At 67.9% G+C, this 15,607-nt stretch carries 15 protein-coding genes and 1 pseudogene; 12 read left to right on the top strand and 4 right to left on the bottom strand.

Going from position 1 to position 15,607, the window contains the following annotated elements:
* Positions 1-92: 92 nt before the first annotated feature.
* From RSPPHO_RS10225 to RSPPHO_RS10265, 10 genes and pseudogenes are all read left to right on the top strand, one after another.
* On the top strand, positions 93-659 hold the full coding sequence (locus RSPPHO_RS10225; RefSeq protein ID WP_041795028.1) for a thioredoxin family protein: 567 nt from the start codon (positions 93-95) through the stop codon (positions 657-659).
* Entirely contained in the window at positions 629-1,249 is a 621-nt protein-coding gene (locus RSPPHO_RS10230) for a UbiX family flavin prenyltransferase (protein WP_014415173.1), read from the top strand. The genes RSPPHO_RS10225 and RSPPHO_RS10230 overlap by 31 nt, the downstream gene beginning before the upstream one ends.
* A gap of 253 nt (positions 1,250-1,502) precedes the next feature.
* Positions 1,503-2,207 (top strand): annotated as a pseudogene (locus RSPPHO_RS21030) (4Fe-4S binding protein); the annotation flags it as partial.
* 91 nt (positions 2,208-2,298) lie between these two features.
* On the top strand, positions 2,299-2,820 hold the full coding sequence (locus tag RSPPHO_RS21035) for a FixG Ig-like domain-containing protein (protein ID WP_242390473.1): 522 nt from the start codon (positions 2,299-2,301) through the stop codon (positions 2,818-2,820).
* Positions 2,821-2,832: 12 nt separating this feature from the next.
* Positions 2,833-3,354: a FixH family protein gene (locus RSPPHO_RS10240; protein ID WP_014415175.1), complete on the top strand. Its 522-nt coding sequence runs from the start codon at positions 2,833-2,835 to the stop codon at positions 3,352-3,354.
* 263 nt (positions 3,355-3,617) lie between these two features.
* Positions 3,618-6,068: a heavy metal translocating P-type ATPase metal-binding domain-containing protein gene (locus RSPPHO_RS10245; protein ID WP_162138094.1), complete on the top strand. Its 2,451-nt coding sequence runs from the start codon at positions 3,618-3,620 to the stop codon at positions 6,066-6,068.
* 16 nt (positions 6,069-6,084) lie between these two features.
* Positions 6,085-6,273: a cbb3-type cytochrome oxidase assembly protein CcoS gene (gene ccoS, locus RSPPHO_RS10250; protein ID WP_041795029.1), complete on the top strand. Its 189-nt coding sequence runs from the start codon at positions 6,085-6,087 to the stop codon at positions 6,271-6,273.
* Positions 6,274-6,332: 59 nt separating this feature from the next.
* Positions 6,333-7,076, top strand: coding sequence for a Crp/Fnr family transcriptional regulator (locus RSPPHO_RS10255; protein ID WP_051013819.1), 744 nt, complete (start codon positions 6,333-6,335; stop codon positions 7,074-7,076).
* Positions 7,073-7,582: a DNA polymerase III subunit chi gene (locus RSPPHO_RS10260; protein ID WP_014415179.1), complete on the top strand. Its 510-nt coding sequence runs from the start codon at positions 7,073-7,075 to the stop codon at positions 7,580-7,582. The genes RSPPHO_RS10255 and RSPPHO_RS10260 overlap by 4 nt, the downstream gene beginning before the upstream one ends.
* A gap of 209 nt (positions 7,583-7,791) precedes the next feature.
* On the top strand, positions 7,792-9,498 hold the full coding sequence (locus RSPPHO_RS10265) for a hypothetical protein (RefSeq protein WP_014415180.1): 1,707 nt from the start codon (positions 7,792-7,794) through the stop codon (positions 9,496-9,498).
* Positions 9,499-9,542: 44 nt separating this feature from the next.
* On the opposite strand, the gene RSPPHO_RS10270 is transcribed toward RSPPHO_RS10265, so the two are convergent.
* From RSPPHO_RS10270 to RSPPHO_RS10285, 4 genes are all read right to left on the bottom strand, one after another.
* Positions 9,543-10,952, bottom strand: coding sequence for a hypothetical protein (locus RSPPHO_RS10270; RefSeq protein ID WP_041795031.1), 1,410 nt, complete (start codon positions 10,950-10,952; stop codon positions 9,543-9,545).
* Entirely contained in the window at positions 10,927-11,610 is a 684-nt protein-coding gene (locus tag RSPPHO_RS10275) for a winged helix-turn-helix domain-containing protein (RefSeq protein WP_041795036.1), read from the bottom strand. Before RSPPHO_RS10275 ends, RSPPHO_RS10270 begins: the two co-directional genes overlap by 26 nt.
* 67 nt (positions 11,611-11,677) lie before the next feature.
* Positions 11,678-12,445 carry a PepSY domain-containing protein gene (locus RSPPHO_RS10280; RefSeq protein ID WP_051013820.1) on the bottom strand — a complete coding sequence of 256 codons (768 nt, stop codon included), beginning with the start codon at positions 12,443-12,445 and terminating at the stop codon, positions 11,678-11,680.
* A 91-nt stretch (positions 12,446-12,536) separates the two neighbouring features.
* Entirely contained in the window at positions 12,537-12,962 is a 426-nt protein-coding gene (locus tag RSPPHO_RS10285; protein ID WP_014415185.1) for an ABC-type transport auxiliary lipoprotein family protein, read from the bottom strand.
* 135 nt (positions 12,963-13,097) lie between these two features.
* On the opposite strand from RSPPHO_RS10285, the gene RSPPHO_RS10290 reads away from it, so the two are divergent.
* Both RSPPHO_RS10290 and RSPPHO_RS10295 read left to right on the top strand, forming a co-directional pair.
* Positions 13,098-14,954, top strand: a complete 1,857-nt coding sequence (locus RSPPHO_RS10290) for a thiamine pyrophosphate-dependent enzyme (protein ID WP_014415186.1) — start codon at positions 13,098-13,100, stop codon at positions 14,952-14,954.
* Between the two features lie 5 nt (positions 14,955-14,959).
* Positions 14,960-15,592, top strand: coding sequence for an indolepyruvate oxidoreductase subunit beta (locus RSPPHO_RS10295; RefSeq protein ID WP_051013821.1), 633 nt, complete (start codon positions 14,960-14,962; stop codon positions 15,590-15,592).
* The last annotated feature ends 15 nt before the right edge of the window (positions 15,593-15,607 follow it).

A 15,607-nucleotide genomic window follows, 5' to 3' on the forward strand; every position in this document is an offset into this window, starting at 1 on the left:
GCCCGCGTTCCCGGCCTGTGCTCCAGAACTTGACCCAAGCCGCCCCCCTCCCCTTCTATGAAGCCCAGACCTTCGCGCCAAGGATCCCGCCGATGGCCCGCACCGAGACCCCCGATGTCGAGATTGACCGCCCCTGTCCCCCCTTCAGCCTGCCCGAACCCCTCACCGGGCGCTTGTGGTCGCAAGACGACGTCCGCGGCCCCCGGGGCCTGCTGGTCGCCTTTTTGTGCAACCACTGCCCCTATGTGAAAGGCATGATCGGGCGCTTTGTCGCCGATGCCCGGCTGTTGCAGGCCGAGGGCGTGGGGGTGGTGGCGATCATGCCCAATGACATTGAGGCTTATCCCGAGGACGCGCCGGATCTGATGAAAGTCTTTGCCCGGGACCACGATTTTTCCTTCCCCTACCTCTATGACGAGACGCAGGCAGTGGCCCGAGCCTTTGGCGCGGTGTGCACCCCCGATTTCTTTGGCTATGACCGGGGACTGCGCCTTAAGTACCGGGGCCGGCTGGACGAGGGCCGCAAGGACCCACCGCCGCCCGACGCCCCGCGCGAGTTGCTTCAGGCCATGCGGACGGTAGCGGCCGATCCCACCCACGTGCCAACCCCCCAGGTGCCCTCCCTGGGATGTTCCCTCAAGTGGCGGGGGGAGGCGTGACCCGCCGAGTGATCGTGGCCCTGTCCGGCGCGTCGGGAGCGATTTACGGGGTTCGGCTCTTGCTGGCCCTGAGCCGAGTCCCTGACGTGGAGCGGCACTTGATCTTGTCGCAGGCGGCCTTGCGTACCCTGGCCGCCGAAACCGATGTCTCGCCCGTTGCCCTCCGCGCCTTGGCTGACGTGGTGCATGACCACCGCGACATTGGGGCATCGCTGGCCAGTGGATCGTTCAAGACCTTGGGGATGATCGTGGCGCCGTGCTCGATCAAGACCTTGTCGGGCATTGTGAACTGCTATAGCGACAACCTCACGGTGCGCGCCGCCGATGTCTGCCTCAAGGAGCGCCGCCGGCTGGTTCTGCTGGTTCGTGAAACGCCCCTTCACCTGGGCCACCTCGACCTCATGACCCGGGCCACTGCCGCCGGCGCCATTGTGATGCCGCCGGTCCCGGCTTTCTACCAGCGCCCGACCACGCTTTTGGAGATGGTGGATCAGACCGTGGGCCGGGCGCTCGACCTGCTCGATATCGACAGCGGTTTGGTTCAGCGGTGGACGGGCACCTCCCCGTGTCCCCCTGCCCCAAGGGAGTAAAAGGCAGGCTGGGGAGGCGCGGCCTCCCCAGACCCCTCATTCTGTTGGGGCTTCAATTGTAATGATTAAAATTGATCTTGTGACCCCAGCGTCGCTGCCGTATACCTCCTAAAGGAGATTGAAACGGAGGGATGCCAGGGTGACACAGGATCTCCAGCCCTCCACCCCCGACGACGCCGGGGTTTATGCGGCGCACCGCAAGATTTATCCCCGCTCCATCACCGGTCCCTTTCGCCGCCTGAAAACCCTGGCAATGGTTGTGTTGTTGGGGATTTTTTGGGGGGGACCGTGGTTGCGCTGGGATCGCGGCCCCGGGGTGCCAGATCAGGCGATCTTTTTGGATCTGCCGGGGCGCCGGGCCTATCTTTTTAATCTTGAGTTGTGGCCTCAGGAGGTTTACTACCTGACGGCTCTTTTGGTGTTCGCCGCCTTGCTGCTGTTTTTCGCCACGGCCCTGGCGGGTCGGGTGTGGTGCGGCTTTGCCTGCTTCCAGACGGTGTTCACCGATTTGTTCGTGATGCTGGAACGGAAGATCGAAGGCGAGCGGCCGGCGCGCATCGCCCTCGACAAGGCGCCGTGGACCTTGAAAAAACTGGGGCGCAAGGGGCTCAAAACCTTTGTGTGGGCGCTGATCTCGGCCGGGGTGGGCGTTGGGTTCACCCTCTATTTCCTGCCCGACCCGGCGGCCGCCTGGATCTCGGTCCTAAGCGGACAGGCCGGGCTGCTCCCCTATACCAGCATTGCCGTGGTCGGCGGCTTTTGCTTCTTGCTGGCCGGCTACGCCCGCGAGCAGGTGTGCATTTACATGTGTCCCTATGGCCGCTTTCAAGGGGCGATGACCGACGAACACTCGCGGGTGGTCACGTATCTGGCGGCCCGGGGGGAACCGCGCGCGCCGTATCGCAAAAACGCCGATTTCAGCCAACGCGGCCACTGCGTGGACTGCGGTTTGTGCGTGCAGGTCTGCCCGACCGGCGTGGATATCCGGGCGGGTCAGCAACTCGCCTGCATTCGGCTGTGCCTTGTGCGTGGATGCCTGTGCCCAGATCATGCGCCGCTACGACCTGCCCGAGGGCCTGATCGCCTACGACTCCCAGGCGCGGATCGCGGCCCGCGCGGCCGGGCGGCCCGAGCCCCGGGGCTGGCGGCGGCCGCGACTCCTGATCTATGCCTTGGTTCTCGGGGCCCTGGCGACGGCGCTCGCCTGGAGCTTGGCGACGCGCGCCCGCTTGGATCTCACGGTATTGCACGAACGCAGCCCGTTGTTCGTGACCCTGGCCGATGGCTCGATCCGCAACGCCTACACCCTCAAGATCCTGAACATGGCCCGCCAGGACGCACGCTTTCGTCTGGAAGTGGACGGCCCGCTGGGAGCGCGGCTCGAAACCCCCGACCACCCCCAGCCGGCCCAGGGACCTCTTGAGATCGCGGTGGGCCCGGCACGGGTCGGCCAGTTTCGTGTGTTCGTCTCCCTACCCCGGGGCACGGGGGACACGGAGGTGACCTTGATCTTGACCGACACCGCGACCGGCCAACGCCTGGAAGCGCCTAGTTTGTTTGCGCGCCCGTGATGGGAGGTTCTGATGAGCGCATCTTCTTCCTCGGTCTCCCCCCTGGCCCGGGGGCGCTGGATTCCTTGGGTCCTGGGGGGCGGCTTCGCGGTGGTGTTGGCGGTCAACGCCACCTTGCTCTTCCTGGCCAACGCCACCTTCGGCGGCTTCAGCACGACCTCGGCCTACACCGAGGGCCTGACCTATAACCGCGAAATCGCCCGCGCCGAGGCCCAGGAGCGCCTGGGGTGGACACCACAGGTGCGCGTCGTTCCGGGCCAGCCGACAAACGGCGGTTGGCCGGTCCACGTCACGGCAGAGGTTGATGACCCGCACGGCACGCCCATCACCGGCTTACAGGCGACGGCGGATCTGCGCCGCCCGGCCGACGCCCGCTTAGACCGCGCCTTGCTGCTGGCCGAGACCACGCCGGGACGCTGGCAAGGCACGGTCAACCTGCCGGCGCCGGGACTGTGGGAGATCCGCTTCGCGGCGGGACGCGACGACGGCAGCGTGGCCCGCCTGCGCCAGCGGGTCGTGGTGCCGGCCCCGTGACCTTGGGCCATCGGGTGAGGAGGGGGCTGACCAGAAACGACAAAAAAGGAAGGCTGGGGAGGCGGGCCTCCCCAGACCCCTCCATTCCTGGGGCATCCCTCACCGTGAAGGGCGACCATGAACGAGGGGTCTGGGGAGGCCCGCCTCCCCAGCCTTCCCTTTTTCTTACACCTGATGTCCTACCGTGACCCCAAGGGGGCCTTGAGCAAGCCCCTCGGATAGCGCTATTGACGGCAGTCCCCTGCACCCTGGGAGCAACGCTCTTGCGCGCCTGTCTTCATTGCGGTCAGCCGGTCCCCCCGGGGTCGGCGGGCGGCCCCGACTACTGCTGTGCCGGCTGCCAAGCCGCGCGTGCCCTGATTGAGGGGAGCGGCCTTGGGGGGTATTACGAGCGCCGCTGCCTGGACCCCACGGCGCGCCCCCTCACCCCCGATCCCCTGGAGATCCCGGGCTTTGAGGGTCACCTGCGCCTGGAGCCCCGCCCTGATGGCACCGCCGAGGCGTCGCTGGCCCTGATGATCGAGGGCCTCCAGTGCGCCGCCTGCGTCTGGTTGATCGAGCATCTCCTAGCGCGCCAGCCCGAGGTGCTGTGGGCCCGGCTTAACATGACGACGCGCCGCCTGACCTTGCGCTTCATCCCCACCCCCAGTGATCCCCTGACCGCGACCGCCGCCTTGGAGGCCGGCGCCGACCTGGGGGTGGGACGGATTTTAGAGCCGGTGTGGCGCATCGGCTATCGCCTGATCCCTTTTGACCCCGAACGCCTCGACCGGGCCGAGATCACCCAGTCGCGGCGCCTGATGCGAGCCCTGGCCGTGGCCGGGTTTGCGGCGGGCAACATCATGATGCTTTCGGCCGGGGTGTGGTCGGGGGCCGGCATGGGGCCGCTGACCCGCGACCTGATGCACTGGCTCTCGGCCCTGATCGCGGTGCCGGCGGTGCTATATGCCGTGGGACCCTTTGCCCGACCCGCCCTCCAGGCCTTGCGGGCTGGCCACGTGACCATGGACGTGCCCATCACCCTGGCCGTGGTGCTGGCCACGGCGGTCAGTCTGGCCGAAACGGCCCAGGGCGGCGAACACGCCTACTTTGATGCCGCCACCATGCTGTTGTTCTTCTTGCTGGTGGGACGGGTGCTGGAAAACCGGGCGCGCAGCCGGGCGCGGCGCATGGCGGGGCAGTGGCTGGGCCTGGAGGCGGCGGCCCTGACCGTGCTGGATGCCGAGGGTCGTCCGGTGCAGCGCCCACCGGGGAAGGTCCGGCGCGGCGATATCGTGCTGGTGGCCACGGGCGAGCGCATCGGGGTGGATGGCACGGTGCTGGAGGGCCTGTCCTCGATTGATGCCAGCATGCTGACCGGCGAAAGCCTGCCCCAGCCGGTGGGACCAGGAAGCCCGGTGTTCGCCGGCACCGTTAACCGCGAGGGCCCCTTGCGCCTGCGGACCGAGGCCTTGGGGCCCGACACGGTGCTGGCCGATATCGTTCGCCTGATGGAAACCGCGACCCAGGGCAAGGCGCGTTATGTGGCGCTGGCCGACCGGGTGGCCCGCCTGTATGGCCCGGGGGTGCACCTGCTGGCGCTGGCCACCTTTTTTGGCTGGTGGCAAGGAGCGGGGGCGGCGCTCTCCGAGGCGGTGATGATCGCCACCGCGGTTTTGATTGTCACCTGCCCCTGCGCCCTGGCCCTGGCGGCGCCCGCCGTGGGGGTGGTGGCCTGTGGCCGCCTGCTGCGCCGGGGCATCTTGGTGAAATCCCCGACCGCGCTAGAGCGTCTGGCGCGCATTGACCATGTGGTGTTCGACAAGACGGGCACCTTGACCACCGGCACCCCAGACCTGCATCCGGCGACCCCCTCCTTGCCCCTGGGCTGGGACGCGGCCGACCTGCTGGCGGCGGCGGCGGTGGCCGCCAACAGCCGCCATCCCCTGGCCCGCGCCCTGGTGCGCGCCGCGGGTCCGGTGGCCCCCCTGGCCGGGGTGCGCGAGCATCCGGGGGAGGGGCTGTCCTGGGCCGGGCCGCTGGGCCAAACCCACCTGGGGGCCCGGGCCTTTTGCCTGGAGGCCGGGGACAGCGTGGTGTTGCCGGCCCAGGATCTTCTCGATCCCGAGGAGGCCGGACCGCCTGGACCCGAACTGTGGTTCGCCCGACCGGGCCGCCCCTTGGTGCGCTTTGTGTTCGAGGACCGGCCGCGCGCCGATGCCCGCGAAACCATCCGTGCCTTGCGCCGCCAGGGTATGGGCGTTGAGGTGCTCTCGGGCGATCGCCCGGCGGTGGTGGCCACCATCGCCCAGCAAGTGGGCTTGGGGGTGTGGTGGGCGGGGCGCTCGCCGGCCGACAAGGCGGCCCGGCTGGCCGATCTGGCCGCCGATGGACACCGGGTGCTGATGGTGGGCGATGGGCTTAACGATGCGCCGGCCCTGGCGGGGGCCTCGGTGTCGATGTCGCCGACCACGGCCCTTGATCTGGCCCGCACCGTGGCCGACATCGTTTTCCAGGGCGAACGGTTGATCTCGGTGATGGAGGCGTGGCAGGTGGCACGCCAGAGCGAAGCGGTGATCCGACAGAACCTCGCGTTCTCTCTGGTTTATAACCTCGCCCTGGTCCCGCTTGCGATGCTAGGCGAGGTCACGCCGTTGATCGCGGCCGCGTTGATGAGTGGGTCGAGTCTTGTCGTCACCCTCAACGCCCTGCGGGTGGGGCGACGCTTGGCATGAGCCGGGGAGGCCCCGCATGGATGTCTTGCTGTTTTTGATTCCCTTGGCCCTGGGCATGGGCGCCCTGGGACTTTTGGCCTTTTTGTGGGCCCTGGGCAACGGTCAGTTCGACGATCTGGACGGGGCCGCCGAGCGCATCTTGTTCGACGATCCGCCGCCGCCGCCCAAACCCCCTTGCACCCCGGACCCGGGCGCGCCAAATTGACCTGGATCAACCGGATCATGATCCCCCTCTCTCCCCCCCCAGACCCAGGAGGAGCGGCCATGGCGTCAGCGCCTCCCCCCGCCGGCCCGCCGGACAACGCCCCCTTTGATCCCTGCCAGCCCTGCGGCCTGGGAGGCTTGGCCCTATGTCGCGACCTGCCCGAGCGCGAACGCCTTGCCTTGATCGCCCTGCAAACCACCGTGCGCCTGGATGCCCATGAAACCTTGTTCACCGAAGGCGACCGGGCCCTTTACCTGTACACCCCGGTGGCCGGCGCCATAAAACTCTACAAAATGATGCAAGACGGCCGGCGTCAGATTACGGGCTTTTTCTTTCGCGGCGACCTGTTCGGCTTTGCGGCGGGGAGCGTACACGGCGCAACGGCGGAAGCGGTGACGCCGGTGGAGTTGTGCCGGTTTCCCTTGGCCCGCCTGGAAGCCCTGTTGCCGCAGGCGCCCACCTTGGAGCGCCTCGTGTTGCGCCGGGCGCTTGCGCGTCTGGCGCGCTATGAGGACCAAGTCCTGTTGCTGGGACGCAAGAGCGCCCCGGAAAAGCTGGCGTCGTTTTTGGTGAGCCTTGCGGAGCGGGCCCAGGAGCGCGGGGAACCGGCAAGCCCGGTGCTGGTCCCCATGGGCCGGGCCGACGTGGCCGACTACCTGGGCCTGACCATCGAAACCGTCAGCCGGACCTTGACCCGGTTTCGCCAGGACGGCCTGATTGGGCTGCCCCGCTCGGGCACGGTGGTGGTGCTTGACGCGGCCCGCCTGCGGCGCTTGGCCGAGGGTGCCGAGATCCCACGATGACCGGTTGCCGGATGGATTTTTATCACCTGCGAACCTTGCCGCTGGAAGAAGCGCTGCCACGTCTTCTTCTGAAGGCAACACAAGGGGGACGCCGGGCGGTGGTGCGGGCCGGATCGCTGGAGCGCGTGGAAGCCCTGGATGGCCTGCTGTGGACGTTTGACCCGGCGTCGTGGCTGCCCCATGGTGCAGCACGCGATGGTCAGGCCGCGCGCCAGCCGATTTGGCTCACCTGCGATGAGGACGTCCCCAACGGTGCTTGTTTTTTGTTTTTGCTCGACGGAGTGTGGCCCCGCACCTTTGAGGGCTTTGAGCGCTCTTTGGTGTTGTTTGATGGCCGGGATGACGACGCCGTGGCCCGGGCCCGCAGCCAATGGCGTGAGGCCCGCGACCTGGGGCTGGCCTTGCACTATTGGCAACAGACCCCAACGGGAGGCTGGGAAGAGAAGGCTCATTCCCCAGGAAAACAGGCGAGTCCCCCCAAAGACTTCACCCCGGAGGGGTCTTGACCGATTCTTGTGCACGAACAGCGCGTAAACTCCGGTTAAACACGCCGGGACCATTCAAAGCCTGACCGAGAAGTCATCGGGACGATTGTCTCTTTTGCCCACCTCCGTTTATCCTTAGGTCGAGCACGGCACGAGGCAGCAAACGGAGCAGCCCTGGGCAGGGGCTGGACCGGGCAGAAGGCATTGAGGCCAACGCGGGGGACAAAGCGGTGTCTAAATACGAAGTCCAGATCTACAAAGACAAACGCTGGATCACCGAGGAAATCTACGACGATGAATCCGGCGCGACCACCGCCGCCCGCCGCCATGCCAAGAGCGGACAGGTTGACGGCGCTCGCGTTGTGAATGATCGTGTGGGTCCCGATGGCCTGCATCGTGAAAAGGTTGTGTTTGAGGAAATGGTTCGCGAAGTCTCGCAGCAGCCCTTGCGCATCACGCCCATTGACGATGTTCCCTTGTGTCAGGCCGCCGAGGATCTTTATCGCCTCGAAAGCCGGATGGCGATGGGGCGCCTGATCAAGAAATACCTGGAGCAACAGTTCGTGATCCCCTCCGAACTGTTGTATTGCTATTCGCCATTGTCGCGGTTCCAGGACATGGACGCCATGCTCCTGCCCGCCGCCGTGGACCGGGTGGTCACCTTGCATTGCCGCATGACCCCCGACCTCGACCCCAAGCAGCGCCGTGACGACATCTATCGCTGGATCGACGAAATCGGCCGTCGCTCGCGCCGCAACGAGGGCGAAAAACTCCTGTGGCGCCTGGAACTCTCCGAGTTTCGCAAGGTGCTCGCCGCGGTTGGTAAGTGCGCCTTTGTCCACGACGAACAAGAAGCGCTGCTACGCCATGTCATCGCCCGCGAGTGCTACAAGGAACGCAACTTCCTGGGCAAGCTTGAGATCCTCCTCAACTGCCTGACGGACGACTTGTCGCGCGACGTGCTGCTGATCCTCGACGGCTTCATCGCCGACGTGCTGGCGGTGAGCCAAGTCGTGCAGGAACTCCTGGGCTCGCGCCCCAACCTCTCCTCGGCCCTGATCGGCCTGCTCGACCTGATCGACGGCAAACCAGACAGCACCGGGGTCCAAGCCGAGCCCGACACCATCAAGGTCCTGCGCCGGTTGTTCCAAGAAGGCCGTCTGCCCGCCGGCCTCACCGTCTTGCTCGACCGCGTCACCCGCGAGTTGGGCGGCCGCCAACCCCTGTCCCGCAACGACCCAACCAAGGAACACGAGGCGTTCTGCGCCCTGGTGCTGCGTCTGGTGGGCCGCGAGGGCGTGGTGGGCGGCGCGGCGGTGGCCGGCGCCCTGACCCGACGCTATGCCCTGCGCCTTGAGCAAGGTGGTCAGGTCGGCTGGCGCATGTCCATTGAGGGCGTTTCCAACCTGCTGCGCGACAATGCCCGGCGCATGCACTACCTGATCGCGGTGGCCCAGGCCGGCGACGGGGATCAGCACATGACGGCGGTGTCCGAGGAAATCGTGCAGGTCGTCAAACTGGCCGCCGATATCCACCACTTCGTGGACGCCCGCCTCTCCACCACGGAAAAACTGCGCATCGTCACCAGCATCCAGCGCGCCCTCGACGCCTCGTGCCTGCCCGAGGTCCTGCGCACCCGCGTGATTGGTCGTCTCGACGACCTGCTGGCCCGCTACCTTATCGACAACGAAGTCGTCGAGCGCCTCGATGCCCCGGGCGATCCCTTGCGCATGCGCGCCCTGCGGCTGGTCAAGTTCTGCGGCTCGGGCGTGCTCATGGAGGGCAAGGCCCTGTCCATCGCGCGCATGCGCGTGCTGCACCACTTGCGCCAGCCCAGCTTTGTCGAAAACTTTACCCTGGATATTGCCGAGCCCGACCGCGACGCGGCCGTGCGCGACTTCTATCGCCTGCTCGCCGAAGCCGGCTTTAGCACCTGAGGCCAAGGAGGCTGGGAAGGCGGCGCCGCGGCCTGCCCAGCCTTTCAAGCAATCAGCCCGCGCCCCTCTCCCCCCAAGGGAGCGACAGGAACCGGCGGGGCCGGGGGCCGGGTGGTCTCAAAGCGCAGACTGCCGCTTAGTCCCAAGGCTGTCACCGCCTCATGCGTCAAGGCCGTGAGCCGCTGACGGTCGGCGGTGGGAAACGGCCGGGCCGTGCGGATCACCAAGTCAAGCTGACGGCCCGTCCGCCGATAAAGCCCATCAATTTGCAAGGGCCCCAGGCGCGACAAGCTCACCTCGACCCAAAAGCGCTCCCCCTCTCGCCCCGCACCGCCTGTCCCCTCCTCGTCGGCCTCGGCACCGCCGCGCCGGGTGATCAGGCGAATGGGCGTGATCTCGCCCGCGTGCCAAAGCGGCACGGTGTGGACAACCCAGGATGCCCCGTCGCGCTCCAAAGGCTGCGGCCCCAGGTCTTCGGCCTCCCGGACCAGCGCCCGAGCGAGGTCGGCGCCGCGCCGGCCGGTACGCTCCAACGCCCGCACGGCCTCCTCCCCCGGCCAGCGCCCCCCCTCGGCGCCCGGACGCTGGGCTGCCACAAAGCTGGTCACGGCGGCGGTCAAGGCTGGCCCCAGGCGCGGCACCTTGTCGAGCAGGACCGAGGCCTCGCCCTCCAACAGCGCCAAACTTTCCTGCAAGGCTGGCCAGCCGGCGGAGGGCGTTTGAAACGGCCCGGTCGCGCCGGCCGGGGGGGGAGGCGCGGAAACCACCGGAGGCTGGACCGCCACAACCTGAAGCACAACCGGCGTCCCGGGCGCCGCACTCAGGGTCCCGCGCAAGGCGAGGACGCCAAGGGGTGTCTCCACCAGCGGCAAAGCGCCGCCCCCGGTCGCGCGCACCGCCCCAGTCAGCGCCGGCGCTTCCTCGACCCCGCTGTCCCCTCCCAAATCAGCCGTCCCCCCAGGCGCAAGGGAAGCCGAGGCCAGGGCCGGCCCCGCACCGGACACGAGCGGCAGGGCGGACGACAGGGGAGCGGCAGCGGGAGCCTCCCCCACCTGGAGCAAGCGCACGGTCAGACGGGTGCCCACCGGGAATGCGGTCACAGGTTTGTCTCCGGCCCCGGAGAACGAAGGGGAAAGGGTCTCGGTCTCGGCGGCGTCAGCCAGCAAGAACACCGAGCGGGCCTCGCCGGCCAGCCGGGCGCGGCGCACCACCAGCCCGGCCACCGCCCGCGGCCCCCGCTCGCGTGCGGCATTGAGCAGGAGCGCCACGTCTTCCTCGATGGCCTGATCGACCTGGGCCAGCAAAAACCGCGAGGTGGCAAAAAACACGCCGCCCAGCAGCAAGGCCGAGCCGCCGCCGAACAGCAAGATGAAGCTCAGGGCAATGCGCAGCGTGGTGCTGCGCGGCATCAGGCGCCAGCGCCAACGGTCAGGCTTCGCCGGTAAGGAGGACATAGCCGGCACCCCGCACGGTTTCCAAGAAGGGCTTGTCGAAGCCCTCATCAATTTTGCGCCGTAGCCGACTGATATGCACATCCACCACGTTGGTCTGGGGATCGAAGTGATAATCCCACACGTTTTCCAGCAACATGGTACGCGTCACCACCTGCCCGGCGTGGCGCATCAGGTATTCCAGCAAGCGGAATTCGCGGGGTTGCAGGTCGATGACCTTAGCCGCCCGGGTGACGCGCCGCGACAACAGGTCCATCTCCAACTCGCCGGCCCGCAAACGGGTGGGCTCGCCCTCGGTGTTTTGGGCGCGGCGCGCCAGGGCATCGAGGCGGGCCAGCAATTCGGAAAAGGCAAAGGGCTTGACCAGATAGTCGTCGCCCCCGGCCCGCAAACCCTTGACCCGATCATCCACCTCGCCCAAAGCCGAGAGGATGAGAACCGGCACCGTGTTGTCGGAGGCCCGCAACGTGCGAATGATGGTGAGACCATCCACCCCCGGCAGCATGCGATCGACGATGAGCAGGTCATAAGCCTCGGTGGCCGCCTGAAACAAGCCGTCGCGCCCCTGGGTCACGCCATCGACCACATGCCCGGCCTCGCGCAGACCTTTGAGAAGGTGGGCCGAAACCTCGGGGTCGTCCTCGATCACCAGAATACGCATCGCCATGCTTCCTTAAAGAAAGGAGGGGTCTGGGGAGGCAAGCCTCCCCAGCCTTCCCTTCTGGGGCTCAGTTCCAGCCGCGCCCCGGCCCCATGCCGGGCTGACGTTCCTGGGTATTCAAGATCGCGCCACTCTCGGGGTCAACAAAGACCAGGGTAAACGCTGCCCCCGGGCCCGCCCCCTCGGCCGGAGCCGTGTCGGCCTGCGTGGCGATGCCCACCAGCCACGCCTTGTCGCCGTCGCGCTCGACCCCCTTGACCATCGCCACCTTGCCTCCCTTGACGGCCTTGGTAGCGGCCTCGACGGCCTGAAGCGCATCAATCTTGGTGCCGGTCAGATCGACGGGCGGCCCGAACGGCCCGCGGCCCTGACGCCCGCCCGGCATGCCCATCCCCATGCCCATCCCCGGATGGCCGGGCTGGGCCAGAATTCCGGTGGCGGTGCCGGCCACGCTGGCCTTGCCGGTGGCCCCATCGACGCTCACCACGCTCCGCACGCCTTTGTCGAGAATGGTGACCATAAAGGTGGGAGCCAGCGGCGGCTGGGCGAAGCTGTTGCCACGCGGGGCGGCCGGCACGGCGAACGGCACGAGGTGGGCGGCGATGACGGGGCCGGGGGCGACCTCGCGAGCCGCGGCCAAGGCACGCACAAGATCAATCTTGGTCGCGGCCACGGCCTCGCGCATCAGGCCAGGATCGCCACCGGGCCCACCAAGGCCGCCGGGGCCGCCCATGGGGCCGGGGCAATTGCCGGGGCCGCCAAAAGCAAAGGCAAGCGCGGGAAACGAAACGGCCGAAGCGGTCAGGGCCGAGATGAGAAAAGCGTTGCGTTTCATGGCGGGTCTCCTCTTGTCCGCAAGATCGCTGACAAGAAGGATCATGACGCCCGGCCCCTGACCGGGCGGTGGCCGTTTCCTTAAACCTTTGTCATGCCGCTGGCGCCCCGACATCGCGGATGAAGCGCAGGAAAATGCGCCGCACGGCCTCGCCCTGGGCCTCGACGGCGGCCTCCAGTCCCGGATCGGCCAAAGGCACGGTCTCGGTGTAGGTGGCACGCACGCGCACGGTGTCGGTGGCCGGCTCGTACAACGAAAGTTCGAGGCTCACGGTGATCCCGGGGGCACTGGGCGAGACGTAATGCTGGAAGCGCAGCAGCCTCGGGGTCAGCACCAGGGTCTCGGCCGGTGCGCTGGCGGCCTCGCCGACCAAAACCCCGGCAAACGGCCCGACAGCGCGCAGGAAGCCCACGAGATCGCGGGTCAGACGCGGCGCCAGGGGTTCGTCCCAAAAAGCGTAGGGCGTGGACCACACGCTTTCGCCGCCGGGGGAGGAGAGCAAGGCGGTACCGGTCAAGGCGCCTTCGGCTCCCCCTCCCCGCCGCAGAAGGATTGCGGCCCCAAGGCGATTGAGCTAAGGGATCCTGCCGCCCCAAAACGGTCATGAAGCTTTGGGGGGCCAAGGGACCCAAGGACCAGGGGAGAGCAGCCAATGAACGCAGTGACCGAGACCGGGGCCAAGCGCCTCCTGTCCGGCAACGAAGCCGTGGCGCATGCGGTATGGGAAGCAGGAGCGGCCTTGGCCAGCGCCTATCCCGGCACGCCGTCCACGGAAATCCTGGAAGTCCTGGGCGGCTACCCCGACCTGGAAGCCCAGTGGGGCGTCAACGAAAAAGTCGCCCTCGAAGTGGCCATCGGCGCCTCGCTGGCCGGGGCGCGGTCGTTCTGCGCCATGAAGCACGTGGGCCTCAATGTCGCAGCCGACGCCCTGATGAGCCAGACCCTAGCCGGCGTCAACGGCGGTCTGGTCATCGCCGTCGCCGACGACGTCGGCCTGTCGTCGAGCCAAAACGAGCAAGACAGCCGCTACTGGGGCCGCTTCGCCCACCTGCCGGTGCTGGAGCCCGCCGACGCCCAGGAAGCCCACGCCTTTACCCTGGCCGCCTTCGTCCTCTCCGAAGAATACTCCTGCCCGGTGCTGCTGCGCCTGACCACCCGGGTCTGCCACGTCAAGACCCTGGTCACCGTCGGCCCGCGCCGTCCCGCGCCTGAGCGGCACTTCATCCGGGAGTCCCGGCGCTGGGTCATGCTGCCCGGCAACGCCCGGGCCATGATCCCCGCCCAGTTCAAGCGCGAAGCCGCCCTCGCCGAGTTCGCCGAAACCACCGACCTGACCCAGGTCTGGGAAGGGAGCGATACCTCCCTGGGCGTGATCACCAGCGGCCCCGCCGCCCTCTCGGCCCGCGAGGCCCTCCCCGACGTGCCGCTCCTCAAGCTGGGCCTCGGCTACCCCCTGCCCCTGGAGCGCATCCGAGCCTTCGCCGCCGGGGTCGAAAAGGTGCTGGTCATCGAGGAAACCGAGCCCCTCATCGAGCAGGAACTGCGCGCCGCCGGCCTCAGCGTCCACGGCAAAGACGTGCTGCCCCGCTTCGGCGAACTCTCGGTCACCGTGCTGCGCGCCGGCGTGCGGACCTTGCGCGGCGAACCCGCCCCAACGCCCCCGGCCGAGACCCAAACCGCCGTCGCCGCCGCCGCCCAGGTCTTCCCCCGCCCACCCACCATGTGCCCCGGCTGCCCCCACCTCTCGCCGTTCTACTGCCTATCGCGCCTGCGCAACTCCATCCTCATCAGCGGCGATATCGGCTGCTACACCCTGGGCGCCGGCCAGCCCTGGGACGCCATGGATACCTGCACCTGCATGGGCGCCTCGCTGACCCTGGCCAACGGTCTCGCCGTCGGCAAAAGCGGCCCCGATGCCAACAAAGCCGTGGTCGCCGTCATCGGCGATTCCACCTTCTTGCACATGGGCATGCAAGGCCTGCTCAACCTCGTCTACAACCGCGCCAACGTCACCGTGCTCCTCCTCGATAACCGCGCCGTCGGCATGACCGGCGGCCAAGAGCACCCCGGCACCGGCCTCGACCTCTACGGCAAAGACGCGCCCCGCGTAGACTTCGCCGCCCTGGTCAAAGCCCTCGGCGTCAAAGAAGAGCGCCTGCACACCGTGGATCCCTACCAGCTCCCCGAGCTGTTCAAGCTGATCCGCAGCGAAATCCAGGTGGACGACGTCTCGGTCATCCTCACCAACCAACCCTGCGTCCTCACCCATCGCCACAAGGCCCGCCCCGCCCTCAAAGTCGAAGAAGACCAGTGCACCGGCTGCGGCAACTGCCTGCACGTCGGCTGCCCAGCCATCCAAGTGGTTCGCCGCGACCAGCGCACCACCGCCAGCGGCGCGGTCAAGGATCTCGCCTTCGTGCGTATCGACAGCGCGTTCTGTACCGGCTGCGGCGCCTGCCTCGGCCCCTGCGGCGCCAAGTGCATCGTTCCCGTGACGGCGGAGGCCTAAGAAGCATGAACACCTGTGTAAGCGTTCCCCCAGCGACCCTGGCCGACACCGTCACCAACGTCATGCTCTGCGGCATCGGCGGCCAAGGCGTCCTCACCGCCGCCGAAGTTCTGGCCGCCGCCGCCGTCCGCGAAGGCTTCGATGTCAAAAAAACCGAAGTCGCCGGCATGGCCCAGCGCGGCGGCGTCGTCACCTCCCATGTCCGCATGGGCCCGCGCGTCCTCGCCCCCGCCATCGCCCCCGGCGAAGCCGATATCCTGATCGGCTTCGAGGCCGCCGAGGCCCTGCGCGGCGCCGCCCACCTGCGCCCCGGCGCCGTCATCGTCGTCAGTGACCTCCAGGTCAAACCCCCAGTCGTCCACCAAGGCCTGTTCGCCTACCCCGACGACCCCATCAGCGCCCTGCGCGCCCAGGGCTGGACCGTCCGCGCCATCCCGGCCCGCGATATCGCCGAGCGCCTGGGCAGCCTCCGCCTGATGAACACCGTCATGCTCGGCGCCATCGGCGACCTCCTCCCCGTCCCCGCCACCGTCCTGCGCGCCCAGGTCGTGGACAACTTCCGCAAACGCAAACCCGCCCTCGCCGACCTCAACGGCCAAGCCTTCGACGAAGGGCGTGCGGCGGCGGAGCGGGGGTAAGGGGAAGGGCAGAGG

The sequence above is a fragment of the Pararhodospirillum photometricum DSM 122 genome, assembly GCF_000284415.1.
GTDB lineage: Bacteria > Pseudomonadota > Alphaproteobacteria > Rhodospirillales > Rhodospirillaceae > Pararhodospirillum > Pararhodospirillum photometricum.

What these genes read in the sequence shown, in the direction of transcription:
- RSPPHO_RS10225 (WP_041795028.1), top strand. Translation starts at nt 93, where the DNA reads ATGGCCCGCACCGAGACCCCCGATGTCGAGATTGACCGCCCCTGTCCC.
- RSPPHO_RS10230 (WP_014415173.1), top strand. Translation starts at nt 629, where the DNA reads ATGTTCCCTCAAGTGGCGGGGGGAGGCGTGACCCGCCGAGTGATCGTG.
- RSPPHO_RS21035 (WP_242390473.1), top strand. Translation starts at nt 2,299, where the DNA reads ATGCGCCGCTACGACCTGCCCGAGGGCCTGATCGCCTACGACTCCCAG.
- RSPPHO_RS10240 (WP_014415175.1), top strand. Translation starts at nt 2,833, where the DNA reads ATGAGCGCATCTTCTTCCTCGGTCTCCCCCCTGGCCCGGGGGCGCTGG.
- ccoS (WP_041795029.1), top strand. Translation starts at nt 6,085, where the DNA reads ATGGATGTCTTGCTGTTTTTGATTCCCTTGGCCCTGGGCATGGGCGCC.
- RSPPHO_RS10255 (WP_051013819.1), top strand. Translation starts at nt 6,333, where the DNA reads ATGGCGTCAGCGCCTCCCCCCGCCGGCCCGCCGGACAACGCCCCCTTT.
- RSPPHO_RS10260 (WP_014415179.1), top strand. Translation starts at nt 7,073, where the DNA reads ATGACCGGTTGCCGGATGGATTTTTATCACCTGCGAACCTTGCCGCTG.
- RSPPHO_RS10270 (WP_041795031.1), bottom strand. Translation starts at nt 10,952, where the DNA reads ATGTCCTCCTTACCGGCGAAGCCTGACCGTTGGCGCTGGCGCCTGATG.
- RSPPHO_RS10275 (WP_041795036.1), bottom strand. Translation starts at nt 11,610, where the DNA reads ATGCGTATTCTGGTGATCGAGGACGACCCCGAGGTTTCGGCCCACCTT.
- RSPPHO_RS10280 (WP_051013820.1), bottom strand. Translation starts at nt 12,445, where the DNA reads ATGAAACGCAACGCTTTTCTCATCTCGGCCCTGACCGCTTCGGCCGTT.
- RSPPHO_RS10290 (WP_014415186.1), top strand. Translation starts at nt 13,098, where the DNA reads ATGAACGCAGTGACCGAGACCGGGGCCAAGCGCCTCCTGTCCGGCAAC.
- RSPPHO_RS10295 (WP_051013821.1), top strand. Translation starts at nt 14,960, where the DNA reads ATGAACACCTGTGTAAGCGTTCCCCCAGCGACCCTGGCCGACACCGTC.